Raw genomic sequence first — 14,956 nt, 5'->3', positions numbered from 1 at the left:
ATTCACACAGTTTATACAATCCCGCCATTGCCAATAGGCGAGCGACGCGATGACAATATAGACATGTCGGGAATATTATCTGGAAAGGTCGCCCTTATAACGGGGGCCAGCAGCGGGATCGGCGCCGCGGCGGCGCGGGTATTCGCCCGCGAAGGCGCCGCGGTCGTCCTCGCGGCACGCCGGGAACGCGAATTGAGGGACCTGGTCGACGAATTGACGGCGAAGGGATTCGAGGCCGCCTACTCGGTGACCGACGTGACCCGGCCCGAGGAGGTCGAGCGTGCGGTCTCCACCGCCGTCGGCGATTACGGGCGGCTCGACGTGGCGTTCAACAACGCGGGACTGGGCGCCGAGCAGACGCCCATGCACCTGATGGACGACGAGGTCTTCGACGCGATCGTCGAGGTCAACCTGCGGGGGGTGTGGCTCTGCATGAGCCGGCAGATCCGGCAGATGCTCGCCGGCGGCGGCGGGGCCATCGTGAACACCAGCAGCGTCGGAGGCCTGGTCGCGACCCCGGTGGCGGCGCCGTACGTCATCGCCAAGCACGCCGTCGTCGGGGCGACCCGGGCCGCCGCCGCGGAGTACGCCAAGCAGGGCATCCGGGTCAACGCGATCGCGCCGGGCACCACGCGCTCGGAGATGATCGAGGCGTGGTTCGCCCTGCGGCCGGGGATGGAGGAACTGCTGCACGCCGTCACACCCCAGGGCAGGACCGCCGAACCCGAGGAGGTCGCCGAGGCGGCGGCGTGGCTCGCCAGCGACCGCGCGTCGTTCGTGACCGGCGTCACGCTGCCCGTGGACGGCGGCTACACGCTGATATAGCCGCCGGAGGGGTCGAAGCGGCCGACGAGTTCCGGCCGCACGATGCCCGGCAGCAGCAGGGTCCAGAAATTGGTCAGCCTGCGGCGCAGGTCACGCCGGTCCGACACGGCCTGGGAGACGATCTGCGCCCCCGTGAAGGCCGCGACCACGGTCTCGGCCACCGCCTCGACGTCGACGCCGGGCAGCAGCACGCCCTCGCGCCCCGCCCGCGCCAGGAGATCCCTGGCACCGTCCTGCCACATCACGTGGGTGGTGAACTCGACCTGTGAGAACGTGCCGTGCTCGATCGCCAACCGCACGCTGGCCCGGGCGATGACGTTGGTCTGGAGCTCCCTGGCGAAGCCGTGGCTCGCGTCGATGACCACCTGGAGAGCCGGCCGGTCGGAGGCGACGAGGGACGCCAGGAGCCTCTCGTCGGCCTCGAGTATCGCCCTCGCCAGTTTCTCCTTGGAGCCGAAGTGGAAGTACAGCGCCCCCTTGGTCACTCCGCAGCGCTCCAGGATCTGGGCCATGGTGGTCGCGGCGTAGCCGTACTCCTCGAACACCTCCGCCGCGCCTTCGAGAACCCGCTGCCTGGTCGCCAGTGCACGTGCCTGTTTAGCCATGAGGGATGAAGTTCCTCCTGAAAGAAACCGCTCGGTCGGTATTGTATCGGCCGCGTTACCTCTCAGGCAGGAACTCTGGAGGTGACAGCCATGAACGTCCACGTCATGCCGGAGTTATCGGTCGGCCCCGCCTTTTTCGAGCAGCCCGTCTCCCGTCATCTGGTGCACCGCGCGGCCGTGTCGGAGGTGATGATCACCGGATGGCGGAGCCTCGACGAGAAGACCTCCCTGCTCGCCGCGCAGTGGCCCCGGACGCACAGCTTCTACCGGCCCGTCGGAGGGTGCCACGATCCGCTGCTGATCGCCGAGACCGTACGCCAGGCGGGCCTGGTGGTCAGCCACGCCGAGCTCGACTGCCCGCTCGACCGCCGCTTCCTGCTGTGGGACCTGTCGTACGAGGCCGGCCTCGGAGACCTCACCGTCGGCTGGGGCCCGACCAACCTGGTGCTGCGCTTCACCCGCAGTGAGGTGCGCCACCGGGGCACGACCCTGGCAGGCCTGCGCGGCCACGTGGACCTCTACCGTGACGGGGAGCTCATCGGCATGGGCGAGGGCAGGTTCGACTGCGTCTCGCGGGCGGCGTACGACCGCCTGCGCGCCACCTCCTCCCGGCGAACCCCCGCCGCATCCCCACCCGATTCCGGCATTCCCGCCGCATCGCTGGCCGACCCCGGCATTGCCACCGCGCCCCCGCCCGGCCCTGGCTTTGTGGCCGCATCCCTGGCCGACCCCGGCATTGCCGCCGCGTCCCCGCCCGACCCCGGCATTGCCGCCGCATCCCTGCGCGGCCCCGGCATTGTCGCCGCATCCCAGGCCGGCCCCGGCATTGCGGCCGCATCCCTGCGCGGCCCCGGCATTGTCGCCGCGTCCCTGGCCGAGCCGGTCGATCCCGCGCTCGTCGGCCGCGACCGGCCCGAGGACGTCGTGCTGGCGCAGGGGTCACCGGACGGCGGCTGGCCGCTGCGAGTGGACCCCGCCCACCCCGTGCTCTTCGACCACGAGGTCGACCACGTACCCGGGATGGCCCTCATGGAGGCCATGCGCCAGGCCGCCCTCCTGGTCACACACCCGGTGCCCGTCGTACCGGCCAAGATGTACGCGACGTTCCGCCGTTACGTCGAACTGACCGACCCCTGCCAGGTCCACGCCCACCCTGAGGCCCCGCTCCCCGGCGGCGAGGTCCCGGTCCGCGTCTCCATCGACCAGTACGGCACCCCCGCCAGCACCGGCCTGATCATCACCCGCCCAACCTGACCCCGCCCCTCCCCCACCGAACCCACACACCTCCCTCACCACAGGCCCTCACCACCCGCCCGACCCGACCCCGGCACCCTTCCCCCACCGAACCGCACACCCCCGAGCACACCCCTGCTCAGCAGCCGCGCGCCCCGGCCCCCGTGGTGTCCCGGCGCTGGGCCTGACGCTTTCTCTTCGGCGCCGGGTCGGCGGGAACCGGCTACGGCGAAGACGGCGCCGCCGTACGGTGGCCGGCCAGGTGAACCACCCTCAGCCGCCGTCACCCCCACGAGCCGGCGCCGCCGTCACCAGGCCGCTCTCGTAGGCGGCGATGACGAGCTGAGCCCGGTCGCGGGCGTCGAGCTTGGTGAGCAGGCGCCCGATGTGGGTCTTAACGGTGGCGAGGCTCAGGTGCAGGTGGGCGGCGATCTCGGTGTTCGACAGCCCTCGGGCGATCAGCGTGAGCACCTCCCTCTCGCGCCCGGTCACGCCGTCCAGGCCACGGACGACCGGCCGGGCGGGGATCCGGGCGAACTCCTCGATCAGCTTGCGCGTCACGGCCGGCGCCAGCAGCCCCTGCCCGGCCGCCACCACCCGTACCGCCGCCAGCAGGTCGGCCGGCGGAACGTCCTTCAGCAGGAAGCCGCTCGCCCCGGCCCGCAGCGCCCCGTAGACGTAGGCGTCCAGGTCGAACATCGTCAGGATCAGCACCCTGGCCCGCCCGTCGATGCGCCGCGTCGCCTCGATGCCGTCCATCCCCGGCATGCGCACGTCCATCAGCACCACGTCGGGATCCTCGCGCCGGACCAGCTCGACCGCCTCGGCGCCGTCGCCCGCCTCGCCGACCACGGTGATGTCGGGCTCGGACTCCAGCAGGACCCGGAAGCTGCCCCGGAGCAGGGCCTGGTCGTCCGCGACCACCACCCGGATCATGACACTCCCTCGTACGGCAGGCACGCGAAGACGCGGAAGCCCGCGCCGGACCGGGGACCGGCTTCGAACACGCCGCCGTACATGAGGACCCGCTCCCGCATCCCGATCAGCCCGTGCCCGCCGGCGTTGGGCGGCAGCGTCCTGCGCCCGGGCCCGTCGTCGGTCACCTCGACGCGCACCCGCCTCCCGTCGGCCTCGATGTCCACCCGGCAGTGTGCCGGCGACGCATGCTTGATCACATTTGTGATCGCCTCCTGCGCGATCCGGTACACCGTGAGCCCCACTCCCTGCGGCAGTTCCTCGACCCCCCGCACGTCCATCTCGACCTTTACTCCCGCCAGGTTCGCCCGTTCACCCAGCGACGGCAGCCCGTGGACGCCGGGGAACGGCGCCAGTTCGGCGGGGTCCGTGCGCAGCAGCCCGAGCATGCGGCGCATCTCGGCCAGCGCGCTGCGGCTCTCGGACTCGATCACCCGCAGCGCGTCGCCCGCCTCCTCCGGACTGCTCCCGATGACGTGGTTGGCGACGCCCGCCTTGACCGCGATCAGGCCCATGCTGTGCGCGACCACGTCGTGCAGTTCGCGGGCGATGCGCAGCCGTTCCTCGGCCACCGACTCGCGGGCCAGCTGCTCGGCCGTCCTTTTGGCGTACGCCCGGCGCTCGGCGACGGCGCGCCCCACCGTCCAGGCCCCGCCCATGGCCGCGACGCCGGACAACGCCTCCCGCAGGCCGTCCTCCCACCACACCGGAGCCACCAGCAACCCGGTCAGCACGAACGCCGTCAGCGCGGCGACCCATGCGGTCGGCAGCCCGGCGATCTCCCTGCCGGTCAGAGCCACCGTGTAGAGAGCGCAGGCGGGTGCCAGGTACGGCATGCGCACCACGTGGAACACGGTCGCGACCAGCGCGACCGCCAGGACGCCGCAGAACACCGTCCTCGGCCGGAGCCGCCGGACGGCCAGCGGCAGCCCCAGCCCCAGCGCGACGGCCGGCCGCACCCATGGGGGTGTCTGCGCCGGGGCGGACGAAGTGAGGAAGGCCAGCGAGATCCCCCACGCCATCAGGCAGTCGAACGCGACCAGCTGACCGCGGCTCAGCCGCCGGACCAGGAGAGGGCTCGTGTCGTCCATGCCGCCGACGTTATCCGGCCACCCAGGACTCCGGCCTCAGACCAGGGGACGTCAGCCCCTGGTCCGATGTGCCGAGCGCCGGGCGTGCAAGAAGGTGGCCGGCATGATCGAAGCGAGAGCTCACCGAGGTGCCGCAGATGCCTGATCGGGGCGGGACGGCGCGTCGGGGCCGGGTCTGGCTGCTCACGGGGCTCGCGGCCCTGCCGGTGGCGGCGGTCGCCGTCGTGGCTTCGGCCTTTCCGTCCGTCGCCGCCACGACCTGTCCGGGGTGTTACGGGCTGGCACGACTGGCCCCCGGCGTCTACGCGGAAGCGGATCTGCCGGCGTGGCGCGGGAAGCAGGTGATCTCGGTGGTGGAGGAGGCGAACCGGCGCGTCCGCGACTTCTACGGCGGCAGGAGGACCTCGCCGCGTATCCTCGCCTGCCTCACCGACGGCTGTTACCGGCGGATCGGCGGAGGCGGGGAGCGGGGCATCGCCGTGCTGAACCGCGCGGTGATGCTGTCGCCCGGCGGCGTGGACCCGGTCATCGCCTCCCACGAGATGTCGCACGTCGAACTGCACGCGCGGCTGGACTCGGGCGGTGACGAGGTGCCGCAGTGGTTCGACGAAGGCTTGGCCGTGCTGGTCTCGGATGATCGGCGCTACCTCGCGCCGGAGTCGGCCGCCGACCGGTGCCTGGTGCGCGCGGACGGCCCTCTTCCCGCGACGCTGGACGGTTGGCTGCGAGCGGCCGGCACGGACAAGCGGACCTACGCCAAGGCGGCGTGCCAGGTGAGCACGTGGGTGACGGCGAACGGGGGACGTCGTGCGGTGGCGGACCTCATCACCCGCCTCAACGCGGGCGAGAAGTTCGGAACGATCACGAAGCCGGCCGGTGCCGCGGATCGGCCGTGAAGGAGTTCCCGCACCGACCCCCGGAAACCGAAAACCCGCGCCGATCGAAATGATCAGCGCGTGATCATTCCACGCCATCGACGCTGCCGCGCTACGTACAAAGTGTGGAGCTATGGGGATTCGAACCCCGGGCCTGCTCCATGCCATCGACGCTGCCGCGCTACCCACAAACTGTGGAGCTATGGGGATTCGAACCCCAGACCTCCTCCATGCCATGGAGGCGCGCTACCAACTGCGCTATAGCCCCTGGTCACGCCGTGACCGGTCGGGTCGACCGGGTGGCGCGCAGCCAGTGTATCGGACATCGACCGGGGTGCCGAACCGGACGAAGATCCGAGAGGCCGGCCTCCGAAGCCTCGGCCGTCTCTCGCCCGACGCTCGGCCCGCGGCCACCGGGGGCGGGCCCGCGGGCCGGGAGCGGTGCTCACTCCATGGTGCGGGCCGTGCGGATCAGGGTGGCCAGTTCGGTCACCATCGGGTCCTGGGTGGCGGTGGCGAGCCGCTCGGCGTGCCCGGCGAGGCCGTCGAGCCCATCGGGGAAGAATTCGTCGCCGGCGCGCCTGAGCCGCTGCGCGAAGGCCGCCGCGACCGCGTCCACCTGGAGCCTCGGCGGGGCGCCGTTCCACAGCTCGCCGGACAGCTGCGACATCTCCACGGCCCGGCTCGTCTCGGCGGGCTCGCGGGTGTCGGGGTCCTGCCAGCGTACGGTGGCCACGGCCACCTGCCCGGACGCCCCGGGGCGCAGCCGCAGCGCGTACAGCGCGGTCACGGCGTGGCCGGGGCCCACCTCGCCGCCGTCCTTGGCGTCGTCGCGGAAGTCCTGCTGGGAGAGCATCCGGTTCTCGTACCCCACGAGCCGGTAGGAGGCGACGGCGGCGGGGTTGAACGCGACCTGGGCCTTGGCGTCGCGGGCGCGCAGGTCGAGCGTGGCGGGGAGCCGTTCGACGAACGCCTTGCGTGCCTCCTCCTGTGTGGCGACGTAGAGCGCGGCGCCGTCCCCGTGGTCGGCGAGCTGCTCCATGAGCGTGTCGCCGTACTCCCGCCCGACGCCGACGCACAGCAGCGCCACCCGGCGGGCGGCGTACTCCTCGACCCGGTCGAGGATGCCCTGCCAGGAGGTGTCCCCGGTGTTGGCGAGGCCGTCGGAGAGCAGGACGACCCGGTTGACCGCCACCGGCCGGAAGGCGCGGGCGGCTTCCCGGTACCCGGTCACGAGCCCGGCTTCGAGGTTGGTGGACCCTTCGACGGCGAGAGTGTCGATGGCCTCGTGCAGCCGGGCGCGGTCGCTCACGGGGGACATCGGAAGGCGCACCGTCGCCTGGTCGCTGAAGGACACGATGGCCACCTCGTCGCCCGGCCCGAGCCGGTCCACCATGGTGTGCAGGGCGTCGAGCACGAGGTCGAGCCGGCCCGGGTCGCCCATCGAGCCGGAGACGTCGACCACGAAGGTCAGGTCGGCGGGCCTGCGGGCCGCGCTGTCGGCCGTCCGGGTCTGCAGTCCGACCCGCAGCAGAGCGGCGCCGTCGGCGCCGGCCCTGGCGCCGTCGATCTGGACGGAGAACCCGTCGTCTTCGGGCTCGGCGTACCCCTGGTCGAAGGCGTTGACGAACTCCTCGGGTCTGACCTGCGCCGGGTCGGGCAGGCGGCCCTCGCGCAGGGTGGCGCGGGCGTAGTCGTACGAGGCGGTGTCGACGTCGAGCGCGAAGGTGGAGATGGTGTCCTGGGACGGTGTGCCCTGGCCGCCGCCGGGGGTCCGGAGGGGCACCTCCTCGCTCCGGCCCTGGGCCGGGCCCGCGGGGTGGGCGGGCTGGCGGGCGGAGGAGGCGTCGTGGGACGACGCTCCGCAGCCGGATAACAGGAGGGCGAGCGCCAGCAGCGCACAGACGAGGATTCGTGACTTCATCGGAAGGCCTCCCTCGGTGTCACCCCCTACGACGAACCCTTCTCACGTTCCGCCTGAGCCGTCATCCAAGCGACGGCGAACCGTGCCCGGCGCGTGACCCGCCGCGCGGCCGATGGCGGCCAATCACTGGACAAGGCCAGCTTTTCCTACAAGATTGATGGGTTATATAGCCTTGTCCGAAAGGGGCCGTCGTGCTGATCCAACCCGATCCCACGTTCTATCCCTCCGCCACCGAGGCGATGCGGGCGCCGAGGGAGCGGCTCGCGTACCTCGCGCTGCTCGACGCCGAAGGGAACGGCAGGCCGGACGGGCTGGCCACCGTCGACCTCGACCCCGACTCGCCGGGCTACGGGACGGTCGTCGGCGTCCACGACATGTCGGTGCCCGGGGACGAGCTCCACCACTTCGGGTGGAACGTCTGCAGCGCCGCGCTGTGCCCGTACGCGCCGCACCCCCACGTCGAGCGGCGCTACCTGGTCGTCCCGGGCCTGCGCTCCTCCCGGATCTACATCTTCGACGTCAAGGACGACCCCGCCCACCCCAAGCTGGTCAAGACGATCGAGCCGGAGACGCTCTTCGAGCGCACCGGCTACAGCCGGCCGCACACCGTGCACTGCGGCACCGACGCCGTCTACGTCAGCGCGCTGGGGAACGTGGACGGCGACGCGCCGGGCGGGGTGTTCATGCTCGACCACGACACCTTCGAGCCGCTCGGCCAGTGGGAGGCCGACCGGGGCACCCAGCAGCTGCACTACGACTTCTGGTGGCATCTCGGACACGACCGCATGGTCACCAGCGAGTGGGGCACCCCGAACATGATCGAGGCGGGCCCCGACCTCGAGCTGCTGGTCGGCCGGAAGTACGGCCACAAGCTGCACGTGTGGGACCTGCGCAAGCGCACCCACCTGCAGGAGATCGACCTCGGTGACCAGCACCAGATGGCCCTGGAGCTGCGCCCCGCCCACGACCCCACCAAGACCTACGGGTTCGTCAACACCGTGATCAGCGTCGAGGACCTGTCGGCCAACATCTTCACCTGGTACCTGGACGACGGCGTCTGGAAGGCCAGGAAGACGATCACGATCCCGGCCGAGCCCGCCGACCCCGCTCTCCTCCCCGAGCCGCTCAAGCAGTTCGGCGCGGTCCCGCCGCTGGTCAGCGACATCTCCCTCACCCTCGACGACCGCATCCTGCTGGTGTCGGCCTGGGGCACCGGCGAACTGCTGGCCTACGACGTGTCCGACCCGCTCCACCCGCGTCAGACCGGGTCGGTGCGGATCGGCGGCATCGCCCGGCGCGACCCCCATCCCGGCACACCGGGCACGCCCCGCAACGGCGGCCCGCAGATGGTCGAGGTGAGCCGCGACGGCAGGCGCGTCTACTTCACCAACTCGCTCTACCGCTCCTGGGACGACGTCTTCTACCCCTACGGCATCTCGGGCTGGCTGGCCAAGGTCGACATCGCCGACGACGGGTCCATCGCCTTCGACGAGGGTTTCCTGGTCGACTTCGCCACCGACGGACGCCGGCCCCACCAGGTGCGGCTGCAGGGCGGCGACTCCTCGTCCGACTCCTACTGCTACCCGTCCTGACGCATGGAACTCACCCAATGGCTCGCCCTGGCGGGGTTCGGCGCCTTCCACGGCCTGAACCCCGCCATGGGGTGGCTGTTCGCGGTCGCGCTCGGCCTGCAGGAGAGGTCGCGCCGGGCCGTCCTGAAGGCGCTGCCGCCGATCGTGCTCGGGCACGCCGCATCGGTGCTGCTCACCCTGGCGCTCGTGGCGGCGGCCCGGGTGGCCACCCCGCCGAGGCCGGCCTCGTACGGCGTGGCGGCGCTGGTGTGCGGGTTCGGGATCTGGAAGCTGCTGCGGCGGCGGCATCCTCGCTGGGTCGGGATGCGGGTCACGGGGTGGCAGCTGGCGGGGTGGTCGTTCCTGATGGCGACCGCGCACGGCGCGGGGCTGATGCTGCTCCCGATCACGCTGACCGGTCACCACGAGGCCGTCCTGGCGTTGAGCGAGCAGACGCTGCTGTTCACCGCGGTGCACACCCTGGCGATGCTGGCCGTCACCGCGACACTGGCCGTGGTGGTCTACGAGCGGCTGGGCGTCTCGGTGCTGCGCCGGGCGTGGTTCAACCTGGACCTGGCCTGGGCCGTCGCGCTGATCGGCGCGGGCGCCTTCGCCGCCCTCAACGTCTGACGACCTCGCTGCGCGGCGGGCTCGCTGTGCTCATGGCCTCGCTTCGCTCGGCGTGCGAGGGGCGCTCCTTGAGGCGGCGGTCTTCGTCGTCGTCCGGGCTCGTCCCTCACCCTCCCTCCTCCTCAGACCACCGCCGCGCCCGTGCCCATGGCCTCGCTCCGCTCGGCGGCGAGAGGCGCTCCTCGAGGCGGCGGCCTTCGTCGTCGTCCGGGCTCGTCCCTCACCCTCCCTCCTCCTCAGACCACCGCCGCGCCCCTCGCGCTCACTCTTCCAGGGAGTCGACGAAGCGGGCCATGCCGGCCAGCCAGCGGTCCGGGTCGTCGTACTTGCGCCGGACGAACTCGGCGACCTCGGGGTGGGGGAAGATGTGGAACCGCTCCGCCTCGAGGCCGTCGACCACCGCCTGCGCCACCTGGGCCGGCGAAAGGATCGTGCCGGAGGCGGCGACCGCGCGGAAGGTGAGATGGTCCTCCTCGACGCCGCGCTCCAGCATGGCGGTGCGCACGCCCTGCGGGCAGAGCACGCTCACCTTGACGCCCTTGGGCCGGTAGTGGATCGCGAGCCATTCGGCGAAGGCGATCGCGGCCGACTTGGTCACCGCGTACGGCGCGTCGCCGGGGCAGCTGATGAGCCCCGCGGCCGAGCACGTGCTCAGCAGGTAGCCCTCGCCGCGCTCGACCATGCCGGGCACGACCGCGCGGGCGGCGTACACGTGGGCGAGCACGTTCACGGCGAGGGTGCTCTCCCACTCGTCGTCGCCCGCCTCCAGCCCGTGGCCGGTGATGACGCCGGCGTTGGAGCAGAACAGGCCGACCGGGCCGAAGGCCTGCTCGGCGGCCTCGACCAGGGCGCGCACCTCGTCCTGCGACGACACGTCGGCACGTACGGCGACCGCTCGCTCGCCGATCTTCTCGGCCACCCGCGCCGCGCCCGCCTCGTCGAGGTCGGAGACGACGACGCCCGCGGCGCCCTCCGCCGCGAACCGCTCGGCCATCGCCCGTCCGATGCCGCTCGCCGCGCCGGTCACCACGACGACCCGGTCCCGCACCCGCATAGCGCTCTCCGTTCGAACCGACCAGTCGGTATCCCGGAACCTAGACGCCCGCGTCCTCACCCGTCAAACACGCGCGCGCGGCGGGCTCAGAACGTGTTGCGGCGGCAGTTGAGGAAGATCTGCATCTCCAGCGGATCGCCGTCGTTCGCCGGGACGTAGGCCAGGTCCATCTGCTCACGGACGCTGAACCCGGCCTCCTCCACCACCGCGCGGAGCGAGCACCGGGGGTAGCCCGTCATCCGGACCGGCGCGCCGAGCACCTGGATCAGCACGTCGTCGACGTCCATCTCCACCATGCCCACCGCGAGCCAGCCGCCGGGGACGAGCAGCTCGTGCAGCTTGAGCAGGGCGCTCATGATCTCGCCGCGCGGGAGCATCGACAGGGAGAAGTAGGCGACGACCGCGTCGAAGCGGCCGAGTGTCGCGTCCAGGTCGACGACGTCGACCCGGCGCAGGTCGGCCTCCGGGACGTGCTTGTCGGCCAGTTCGAGCATCACGGGCGAGATGTCGATGCCCGTCACGTGGCATCCGGCGTCCACGAACTGCCTGGCCGTCGGCAGCCCGGTGCCGCAGCCGACGTCCAGCACCCGGGCGCCCGGGCGGAGCTTGCGTAGAACCCATTCGGCGGAGGCGATCTGCCCGCCCTTGTACGGGAAGGCTTCGTCGTACCGTTCGCCGATCCGATCGAACGCGTCGGCCTGCGCAGCCCGGTGCGCCGAGCGCGAGCCTCTCGCTGTCATCCCGTCCACCCAACACTCGACCCTGTTATCCGACTCCTCATTAAATAGAGGTACATCACATATGCCGTCAAGTCTGGTCAGGACAGATAGTTAAGCTTCTCGTTCGGGGAATTTCCAACTTGTCACAAATGACGGCAATTGCCACTAGGGCCCCTCGGTGGCCGCGCAATTGTGTCCGATCCGAGACGGTTGTCACACCTCCTCCGCTGCCTGGTCGACCGGTCAGTTCATGCAACTTTCACCGACGGCGGGCGGGACGTACCACGATGACCTGCGGCGGAGACGGAGGACACCGGCACGTGTTTGTCCGCCGTTTTCATCCGGATTTACGGTGACCCCGCCCTCGTGGAGGACCGCGAGCACGGTCCGGCGAGGTCAGGGACGGCGTAAACGGAGGCGGCGATGAAAGACAGGACGGCCATGGGTGATACCTGTCAGGCGGCAGAACCGGCGAGAAGGCGCCGCCGATGGTGGCCGGCGGCACTGCTCGCCACCTCGCTGGTCACGGCACTGCTCGTCGCGCAGCCGGCGACGACGGCCTCGGCGGTGGCGGACCCGCCCGCGCCGGTGACCGGCAACGCGACCTACTTCGACGGCCTCGGCTCCCCCTACGGCGGCTGCGGCCTGCCGCAGCCGGAGCTCGAGAGCCAGGACTTCGTCGCGCTCAACGTCTTCAACACCCCCGGCGACTACGGGAACTACCCCCGCCCCCTGCCCGCGTCGATGTCGTCCAAGATCGGCATGTGGAACAACGGGCTCAACTGCGGCCGCTGGGTGCGGGTGTCGATCTCCGACTACTGCACCGGCGTCAACGACGGGGCGCCCGGCCAGGCCTTCTGCCGCAACGGCTCCTGGGTGGGCGACGCCTACAACGGCGCCACGCTGACGATGCTCGTGGCCGACAGCTGCGGCGACGCCAACGCCTGGTGCCGCGACGACCCCTACCACCTCGACCTGGCCAAGAATTCGCTGAACAGATTCGTCAGGAACGGAGGCCCCGTCGGCGACATGTACCCCGGGCACTGGAACAACCGTCACATCACCTGGTCGTTCGTCCCGGCCCCCGACTACACCGGCGACATCCGGATCGGCTTCCTGCAGGGCGCCCAGCGCTACTGGCCGGCGATCGCCGTCTCCCATCTCGCCAACGGCATCCACGGCGTGGAGTACCTGGCGGACGGCGTCTGGAAGGCCGCGCAGATGAACGGCGACATGGGCCAGTCGTACATCATCGCCCCCACCGTCTCTGGCGGCACGCAATACCAGATCCGGGTGAGGGACGTCTCGGACGCGCTCGTCAACGGCGGCCGGGTGTACTCCTTCTCGCTCCCGTCCTCCTGCGGCCCGTGCGGCGCGGCCTACACCGGGATCGCCTACACGACCGGCACCTCGACCCCGGGACCGCCACCGACCCCCACGCCCACTCCGACGGTCACGCCCACCCCCGGCGCCTGCTCCGCCTCCTACACCAAGCAGAGCGAGTGGCAGGGCGGCTTCAACGGGCAGATCAGCCTCACCAACAGGGGCGCCGCGCTGACGGGCTGGACGGTGACCTTCACCGTGGCCCCGGGCGTGACGGTGTCCGGCTGGAACGGCGTCTGGACGCAGTCGGGCACCACGGTGACGGTGAAGAACGCCTCCTGGAACGGCAACGTGGCCGCGGGCGGCGTCATCGACCTGGGCTTCACCGCCTCCGCCACCGGCGCCGCCTCCGCCCCCTCGGGTTTCACCCTGAACGGCGCCGCCTGCGCGTGAGAGCGGCTACCGGAAGTTGACGGCCGTGTAGTCGCCGACCGGGCGATAGCCGAGCGCCTGGTAGATGGCGTTCGATGTTGGATTCGCCAGGTTGGTGAAGAGCACGACCACGTCGGCCCCCGCGTCCTGGGCGGCGCGGGTGGCCGCGTGCGTCACCGCCGAGCCGTACCCCCGCTCGCGGAACTTGGGCGGGGTGTACACCGAGCTGATGCGCGACATCCCGAGGATCGGACGGGAGAACGCCGCCGTGGCCACCCGCCGCCCGCCGTCCTCCCACAGCACGACCTCGCCCTGCCGGACGCCGTGCTCGACCCGGGGCCTCGGATCCTCGCGCACCGCTTCCCGTCCTCCGGCGCGGCGGAAGCCGGGTTCGGCCTCCTCCGAGAAGGCCGCCATCCAGCCGGTGACCAGTTCGACGTCGTCGCCGTCCGCCGCCCGCGCCGCGCCCGTGGACGAGGCGGCCAGCAGCGTCCGGAGGCGGTAGAGGCGCATGGAGGTCCGCCCGGCCTGCTCGCGTCCGGCCGCCGACGCGAACGCCTCCACCTGGTCCTTCGGGCCGCTGACCCCGGCGAGGTCACGCTCACGCAGCCCTTCGGCCAGGGAGGCGACCGAGTCCTGCGGGATGTCGGCCAGCAGCAGCGCGTAGGGCGGGGTGTGGACGACGGCTCCCCTCACCTCGCCGCCGTCGGTGAGCCAGCCGAACACGGCGCCGTCCCCCCACAGCCCGCCCCGGACGCGGGCGAGCACGGTGAGCGGCACGGTGTTGCGGACGGGATCGCGCCGCAGCCAGGCTTCGGCGGCGTCGGGGAACTCGGCGATGCGCTCGGAGAACGTCCACGGCATGGCCCAAGTCTCCCAGCCGCCTTCCTGCCCCGGCCAACCCTTTTCCGCACGTCCGGACCTCACCGTGACGGGCGTCCGTACCGCCTCCGGCAGGGAGGGCCAATCAGATGAGGCATGTGCTAACTTTTCTTTGCATGTGCGGGGTCGACGAATGAGCAGCTCCGCGCCGAGCGGCGACGACCTGGTACGCGTGCTGGCCACCCTGGCCAGCCCCCACCGACTCAGAGTGCTCGCGGCGCTGGTGCGCGAGCGCAACTACGTCAGCCGGCTCGCCCGCGAGCTGGGGATCAGTCGCGCCCTCCTCCAGGTCCACCTGCGAAAGCTGGAGGCGGCCGGTCTGGTGTCGGCACGGATGGAGATCTCGGACGACGGGAAGGCGATGAAGTTCTACGAGGTGAACCCGTTCGCGTTCCTTCTGACGCCGGAGGTCGTCGAGACCGCGGCCCGAACCCTCACCGTGCCGGGCGACGACGGCGACGGAACGAAAGGATCCATGTGATGAACGGCCGCGAACTGCCGGCTCTTCTCATGTACGACACCGACTGGACCCAGGTCGTCGGGGCCGCGGGCCTGCTCACCCTGCTCATCGTGGTGGTCACGGTGGTCGCCTGGCAGATCGGCGCCGGGCGGCGGGCCAGGATGCTGCTGGATCGCGAACTGTGGTACCGCAAGCTCGCCGAGGACGGGCTCGCCGTCCAGCAGAGCACCGAACGGCAGCTGGCCGAGCTCACCGAACGCCTGGCCGCCGTACAGGCACGCATGGACTCGATCGAGCGGATCCTCGAACAGGTCGAGTGAAAGCAGGGCCCTGGGCCGACGAGCGGCAACTCGACGG

15 protein-coding genes and 1 tRNA gene are annotated in these 14,956 nt (G+C 71.4%); 8 read left to right on the top strand and 8 right to left on the bottom strand.

The features are described from left to right. The first annotated feature begins 63 nt into the window (after positions 1–63). Positions 64–825, top strand: a complete 762-nt coding sequence (locus tag KIK05_RS20555) for a glucose 1-dehydrogenase (RefSeq protein ID WP_214412387.1) — start codon at positions 64–66, stop codon at positions 823–825. On the opposite strand, the gene KIK05_RS20550 is transcribed toward KIK05_RS20555, so the two are convergent. Further along, on the bottom strand, positions 810–1,430 hold the full coding sequence (locus KIK05_RS20550; RefSeq protein WP_214412386.1) for a ScbR family autoregulator-binding transcription factor: 621 nt from the start codon (positions 1,428–1,430) through the stop codon (positions 810–812). The two genes, KIK05_RS20555 and KIK05_RS20550, sit on opposite strands and share 16 nt — an antisense overlap. A 90-nt stretch (positions 1,431–1,520) precedes the next feature. On the opposite strand from KIK05_RS20550, the gene KIK05_RS20545 reads away from it, so the two are divergent. Then, positions 1,521–2,684: an AfsA-related hotdog domain-containing protein gene (locus tag KIK05_RS20545; RefSeq protein ID WP_214412385.1), complete on the top strand. Its 1,164-nt coding sequence runs from the start codon at positions 1,521–1,523 to the stop codon at positions 2,682–2,684. Positions 2,685–2,936: 252 nt separating this feature from the next. On the opposite strand, the gene KIK05_RS20540 is transcribed toward KIK05_RS20545, so the two are convergent. Both KIK05_RS20540 and KIK05_RS20535 read right to left on the bottom strand, forming a co-directional pair. Then, positions 2,937–3,599 (bottom strand): response regulator, encoded by a 663-nt coding sequence (locus KIK05_RS20540; RefSeq protein WP_214412384.1) that lies wholly within the window; start codon positions 3,597–3,599, stop codon positions 2,937–2,939. Continuing rightward, positions 3,596–4,729: a sensor histidine kinase gene (locus KIK05_RS20535; protein WP_214412383.1), complete on the bottom strand. Its 1,134-nt coding sequence runs from the start codon at positions 4,727–4,729 to the stop codon at positions 3,596–3,598. Before KIK05_RS20535 ends, KIK05_RS20540 begins: the two co-directional genes overlap by 4 nt. A gap of 137 nt (positions 4,730–4,866) precedes the next feature. Between KIK05_RS20535 and KIK05_RS20530 the strand changes: the two genes are divergently transcribed. Further along, positions 4,867–5,625 carry a hypothetical protein gene (locus tag KIK05_RS20530; protein WP_214412382.1) on the top strand — a complete coding sequence of 253 codons (759 nt, stop codon included), beginning with the start codon at positions 4,867–4,869 and terminating at the stop codon, positions 5,623–5,625. 174 nt (positions 5,626–5,799) lie between these two features. On the opposite strand, the gene KIK05_RS20525 is transcribed toward KIK05_RS20530, so the two are convergent. Both KIK05_RS20525 and KIK05_RS20520 read right to left on the bottom strand, forming a co-directional pair. Next, positions 5,800–5,872, bottom strand: a tRNA-Ala gene (locus KIK05_RS20525). Positions 5,873–6,049: 177 nt separating this feature from the next. After that, positions 6,050–7,528, bottom strand: a complete 1,479-nt coding sequence (locus tag KIK05_RS20520; RefSeq protein WP_214412381.1) for a vWA domain-containing protein — start codon at positions 7,526–7,528, stop codon at positions 6,050–6,052. 191 nt (positions 7,529–7,719) lie between these two features. Between KIK05_RS20520 and KIK05_RS20515 the strand changes: the two genes are divergently transcribed. Together KIK05_RS20515 and KIK05_RS20510 are read left to right on the top strand one after the other, a co-directional pair. Then, on the top strand, positions 7,720–9,120 hold the full coding sequence (locus tag KIK05_RS20515) for a selenium-binding protein SBP56-related protein (protein ID WP_308250027.1): 1,401 nt from the start codon (positions 7,720–7,722) through the stop codon (positions 9,118–9,120). A 3-nt stretch (positions 9,121–9,123) separates the two neighbouring features. After that, positions 9,124–9,729 carry a hypothetical protein gene (locus tag KIK05_RS20510; RefSeq protein ID WP_214412380.1) on the top strand — a complete coding sequence of 202 codons (606 nt, stop codon included), beginning with the start codon at positions 9,124–9,126 and terminating at the stop codon, positions 9,727–9,729. Positions 9,730–9,991: 262 nt separating this feature from the next. On the opposite strand, the gene KIK05_RS20505 is transcribed toward KIK05_RS20510, so the two are convergent. Then, on the bottom strand, positions 9,992–10,783 hold the full coding sequence (locus KIK05_RS20505; RefSeq protein WP_214412379.1) for an SDR family oxidoreductase: 792 nt from the start codon (positions 10,781–10,783) through the stop codon (positions 9,992–9,994). 86 nt (positions 10,784–10,869) lie between these two features. Then, on the bottom strand, positions 10,870–11,523 hold the full coding sequence (locus tag KIK05_RS20500) for a class I SAM-dependent DNA methyltransferase (RefSeq protein ID WP_214412378.1): 654 nt from the start codon (positions 11,521–11,523) through the stop codon (positions 10,870–10,872). A gap of 420 nt (positions 11,524–11,943) precedes the next feature. Here KIK05_RS20500 and KIK05_RS20495 point away from each other — a divergent pair, with 420 nt between their 5' ends. Beyond that, positions 11,944–13,278, top strand: coding sequence for a cellulose binding domain-containing protein (locus KIK05_RS20495; protein WP_214412377.1), 1,335 nt, complete (start codon positions 11,944–11,946; stop codon positions 13,276–13,278). Positions 13,279–13,284: 6 nt separating this feature from the next. On the opposite strand, the gene KIK05_RS20490 is transcribed toward KIK05_RS20495, so the two are convergent. Next, positions 13,285–14,121 carry a GNAT family N-acetyltransferase gene (locus KIK05_RS20490; RefSeq protein WP_214412376.1) on the bottom strand — a complete coding sequence of 279 codons (837 nt, stop codon included), beginning with the start codon at positions 14,119–14,121 and terminating at the stop codon, positions 13,285–13,287. 151 nt (positions 14,122–14,272) lie between these two features. Here KIK05_RS20490 and KIK05_RS20485 point away from each other — a divergent pair, with 151 nt between their 5' ends. Next, positions 14,273–14,620 (top strand): ArsR/SmtB family transcription factor, encoded by a 348-nt coding sequence (locus KIK05_RS20485; RefSeq protein WP_214412375.1) that lies wholly within the window; start codon positions 14,273–14,275, stop codon positions 14,618–14,620. Further along, a complete protein-coding gene (locus tag KIK05_RS20480; protein ID WP_214412374.1) occupies positions 14,620–14,919 on the top strand; it encodes a hypothetical protein in 300 nt (99 codons plus the stop codon). Before KIK05_RS20485 ends, KIK05_RS20480 begins: the two co-directional genes overlap by 1 nt. Positions 14,920–14,956 lie beyond the last annotated feature (37 nt).

It is taken from the genome of Sphaerisporangium fuscum (assembly GCF_018531465.1).
GTDB lineage: Bacteria > Actinomycetota > Actinomycetes > Streptosporangiales > Streptosporangiaceae > Sphaerisporangium > Sphaerisporangium fuscum.
Note: the sequence above shows the minus strand (reverse complement) of the source record. Positions and strands in the feature narration are given on the sequence as shown.

Bases quoted from the DNA above. Each gene is read 5' to 3' on its own strand.
- KIK05_RS20545 (WP_214412385.1), top strand. From the start codon at position 1,521: ATGAACGTCCACGTCATGCCGGAGTTATCGGTCGGCCCCGCCTTTTTC.
- KIK05_RS20505 (WP_214412379.1), bottom strand. From the start codon at position 10,783: ATGCGGGTGCGGGACCGGGTCGTCGTGGTGACCGGCGCGGCGAGCGGC.
- KIK05_RS20520 (WP_214412381.1), bottom strand. From the start codon at position 7,528: ATGAAGTCACGAATCCTCGTCTGTGCGCTGCTGGCGCTCGCCCTCCTG.
- KIK05_RS20530 (WP_214412382.1), top strand. From the start codon at position 4,867: ATGCCTGATCGGGGCGGGACGGCGCGTCGGGGCCGGGTCTGGCTGCTC.
- KIK05_RS20490 (WP_214412376.1), bottom strand. From the start codon at position 14,121: ATGCCGTGGACGTTCTCCGAGCGCATCGCCGAGTTCCCCGACGCCGCC.
- KIK05_RS20510 (WP_214412380.1), top strand. From the start codon at position 9,124: ATGGAACTCACCCAATGGCTCGCCCTGGCGGGGTTCGGCGCCTTCCAC.
- KIK05_RS20540 (WP_214412384.1), bottom strand. From the start codon at position 3,599: ATGATCCGGGTGGTGGTCGCGGACGACCAGGCCCTGCTCCGGGGCAGC.
- KIK05_RS20485 (WP_214412375.1), top strand. From the start codon at position 14,273: ATGAGCAGCTCCGCGCCGAGCGGCGACGACCTGGTACGCGTGCTGGCC.
- KIK05_RS20535 (WP_214412383.1), bottom strand. From the start codon at position 4,729: ATGGACGACACGAGCCCTCTCCTGGTCCGGCGGCTGAGCCGCGGTCAG.
- KIK05_RS20500 (WP_214412378.1), bottom strand. From the start codon at position 11,523: ATGACAGCGAGAGGCTCGCGCTCGGCGCACCGGGCTGCGCAGGCCGAC.
- KIK05_RS20495 (WP_214412377.1), top strand. From the start codon at position 11,944: ATGGGTGATACCTGTCAGGCGGCAGAACCGGCGAGAAGGCGCCGCCGA.
- KIK05_RS20550 (WP_214412386.1), bottom strand. From the start codon at position 1,430: ATGGCTAAACAGGCACGTGCACTGGCGACCAGGCAGCGGGTTCTCGAA.
- KIK05_RS20555 (WP_214412387.1), top strand. From the start codon at position 64: ATGTCGGGAATATTATCTGGAAAGGTCGCCCTTATAACGGGGGCCAGC.
- KIK05_RS20480 (WP_214412374.1), top strand. From the start codon at position 14,620: ATGAACGGCCGCGAACTGCCGGCTCTTCTCATGTACGACACCGACTGG.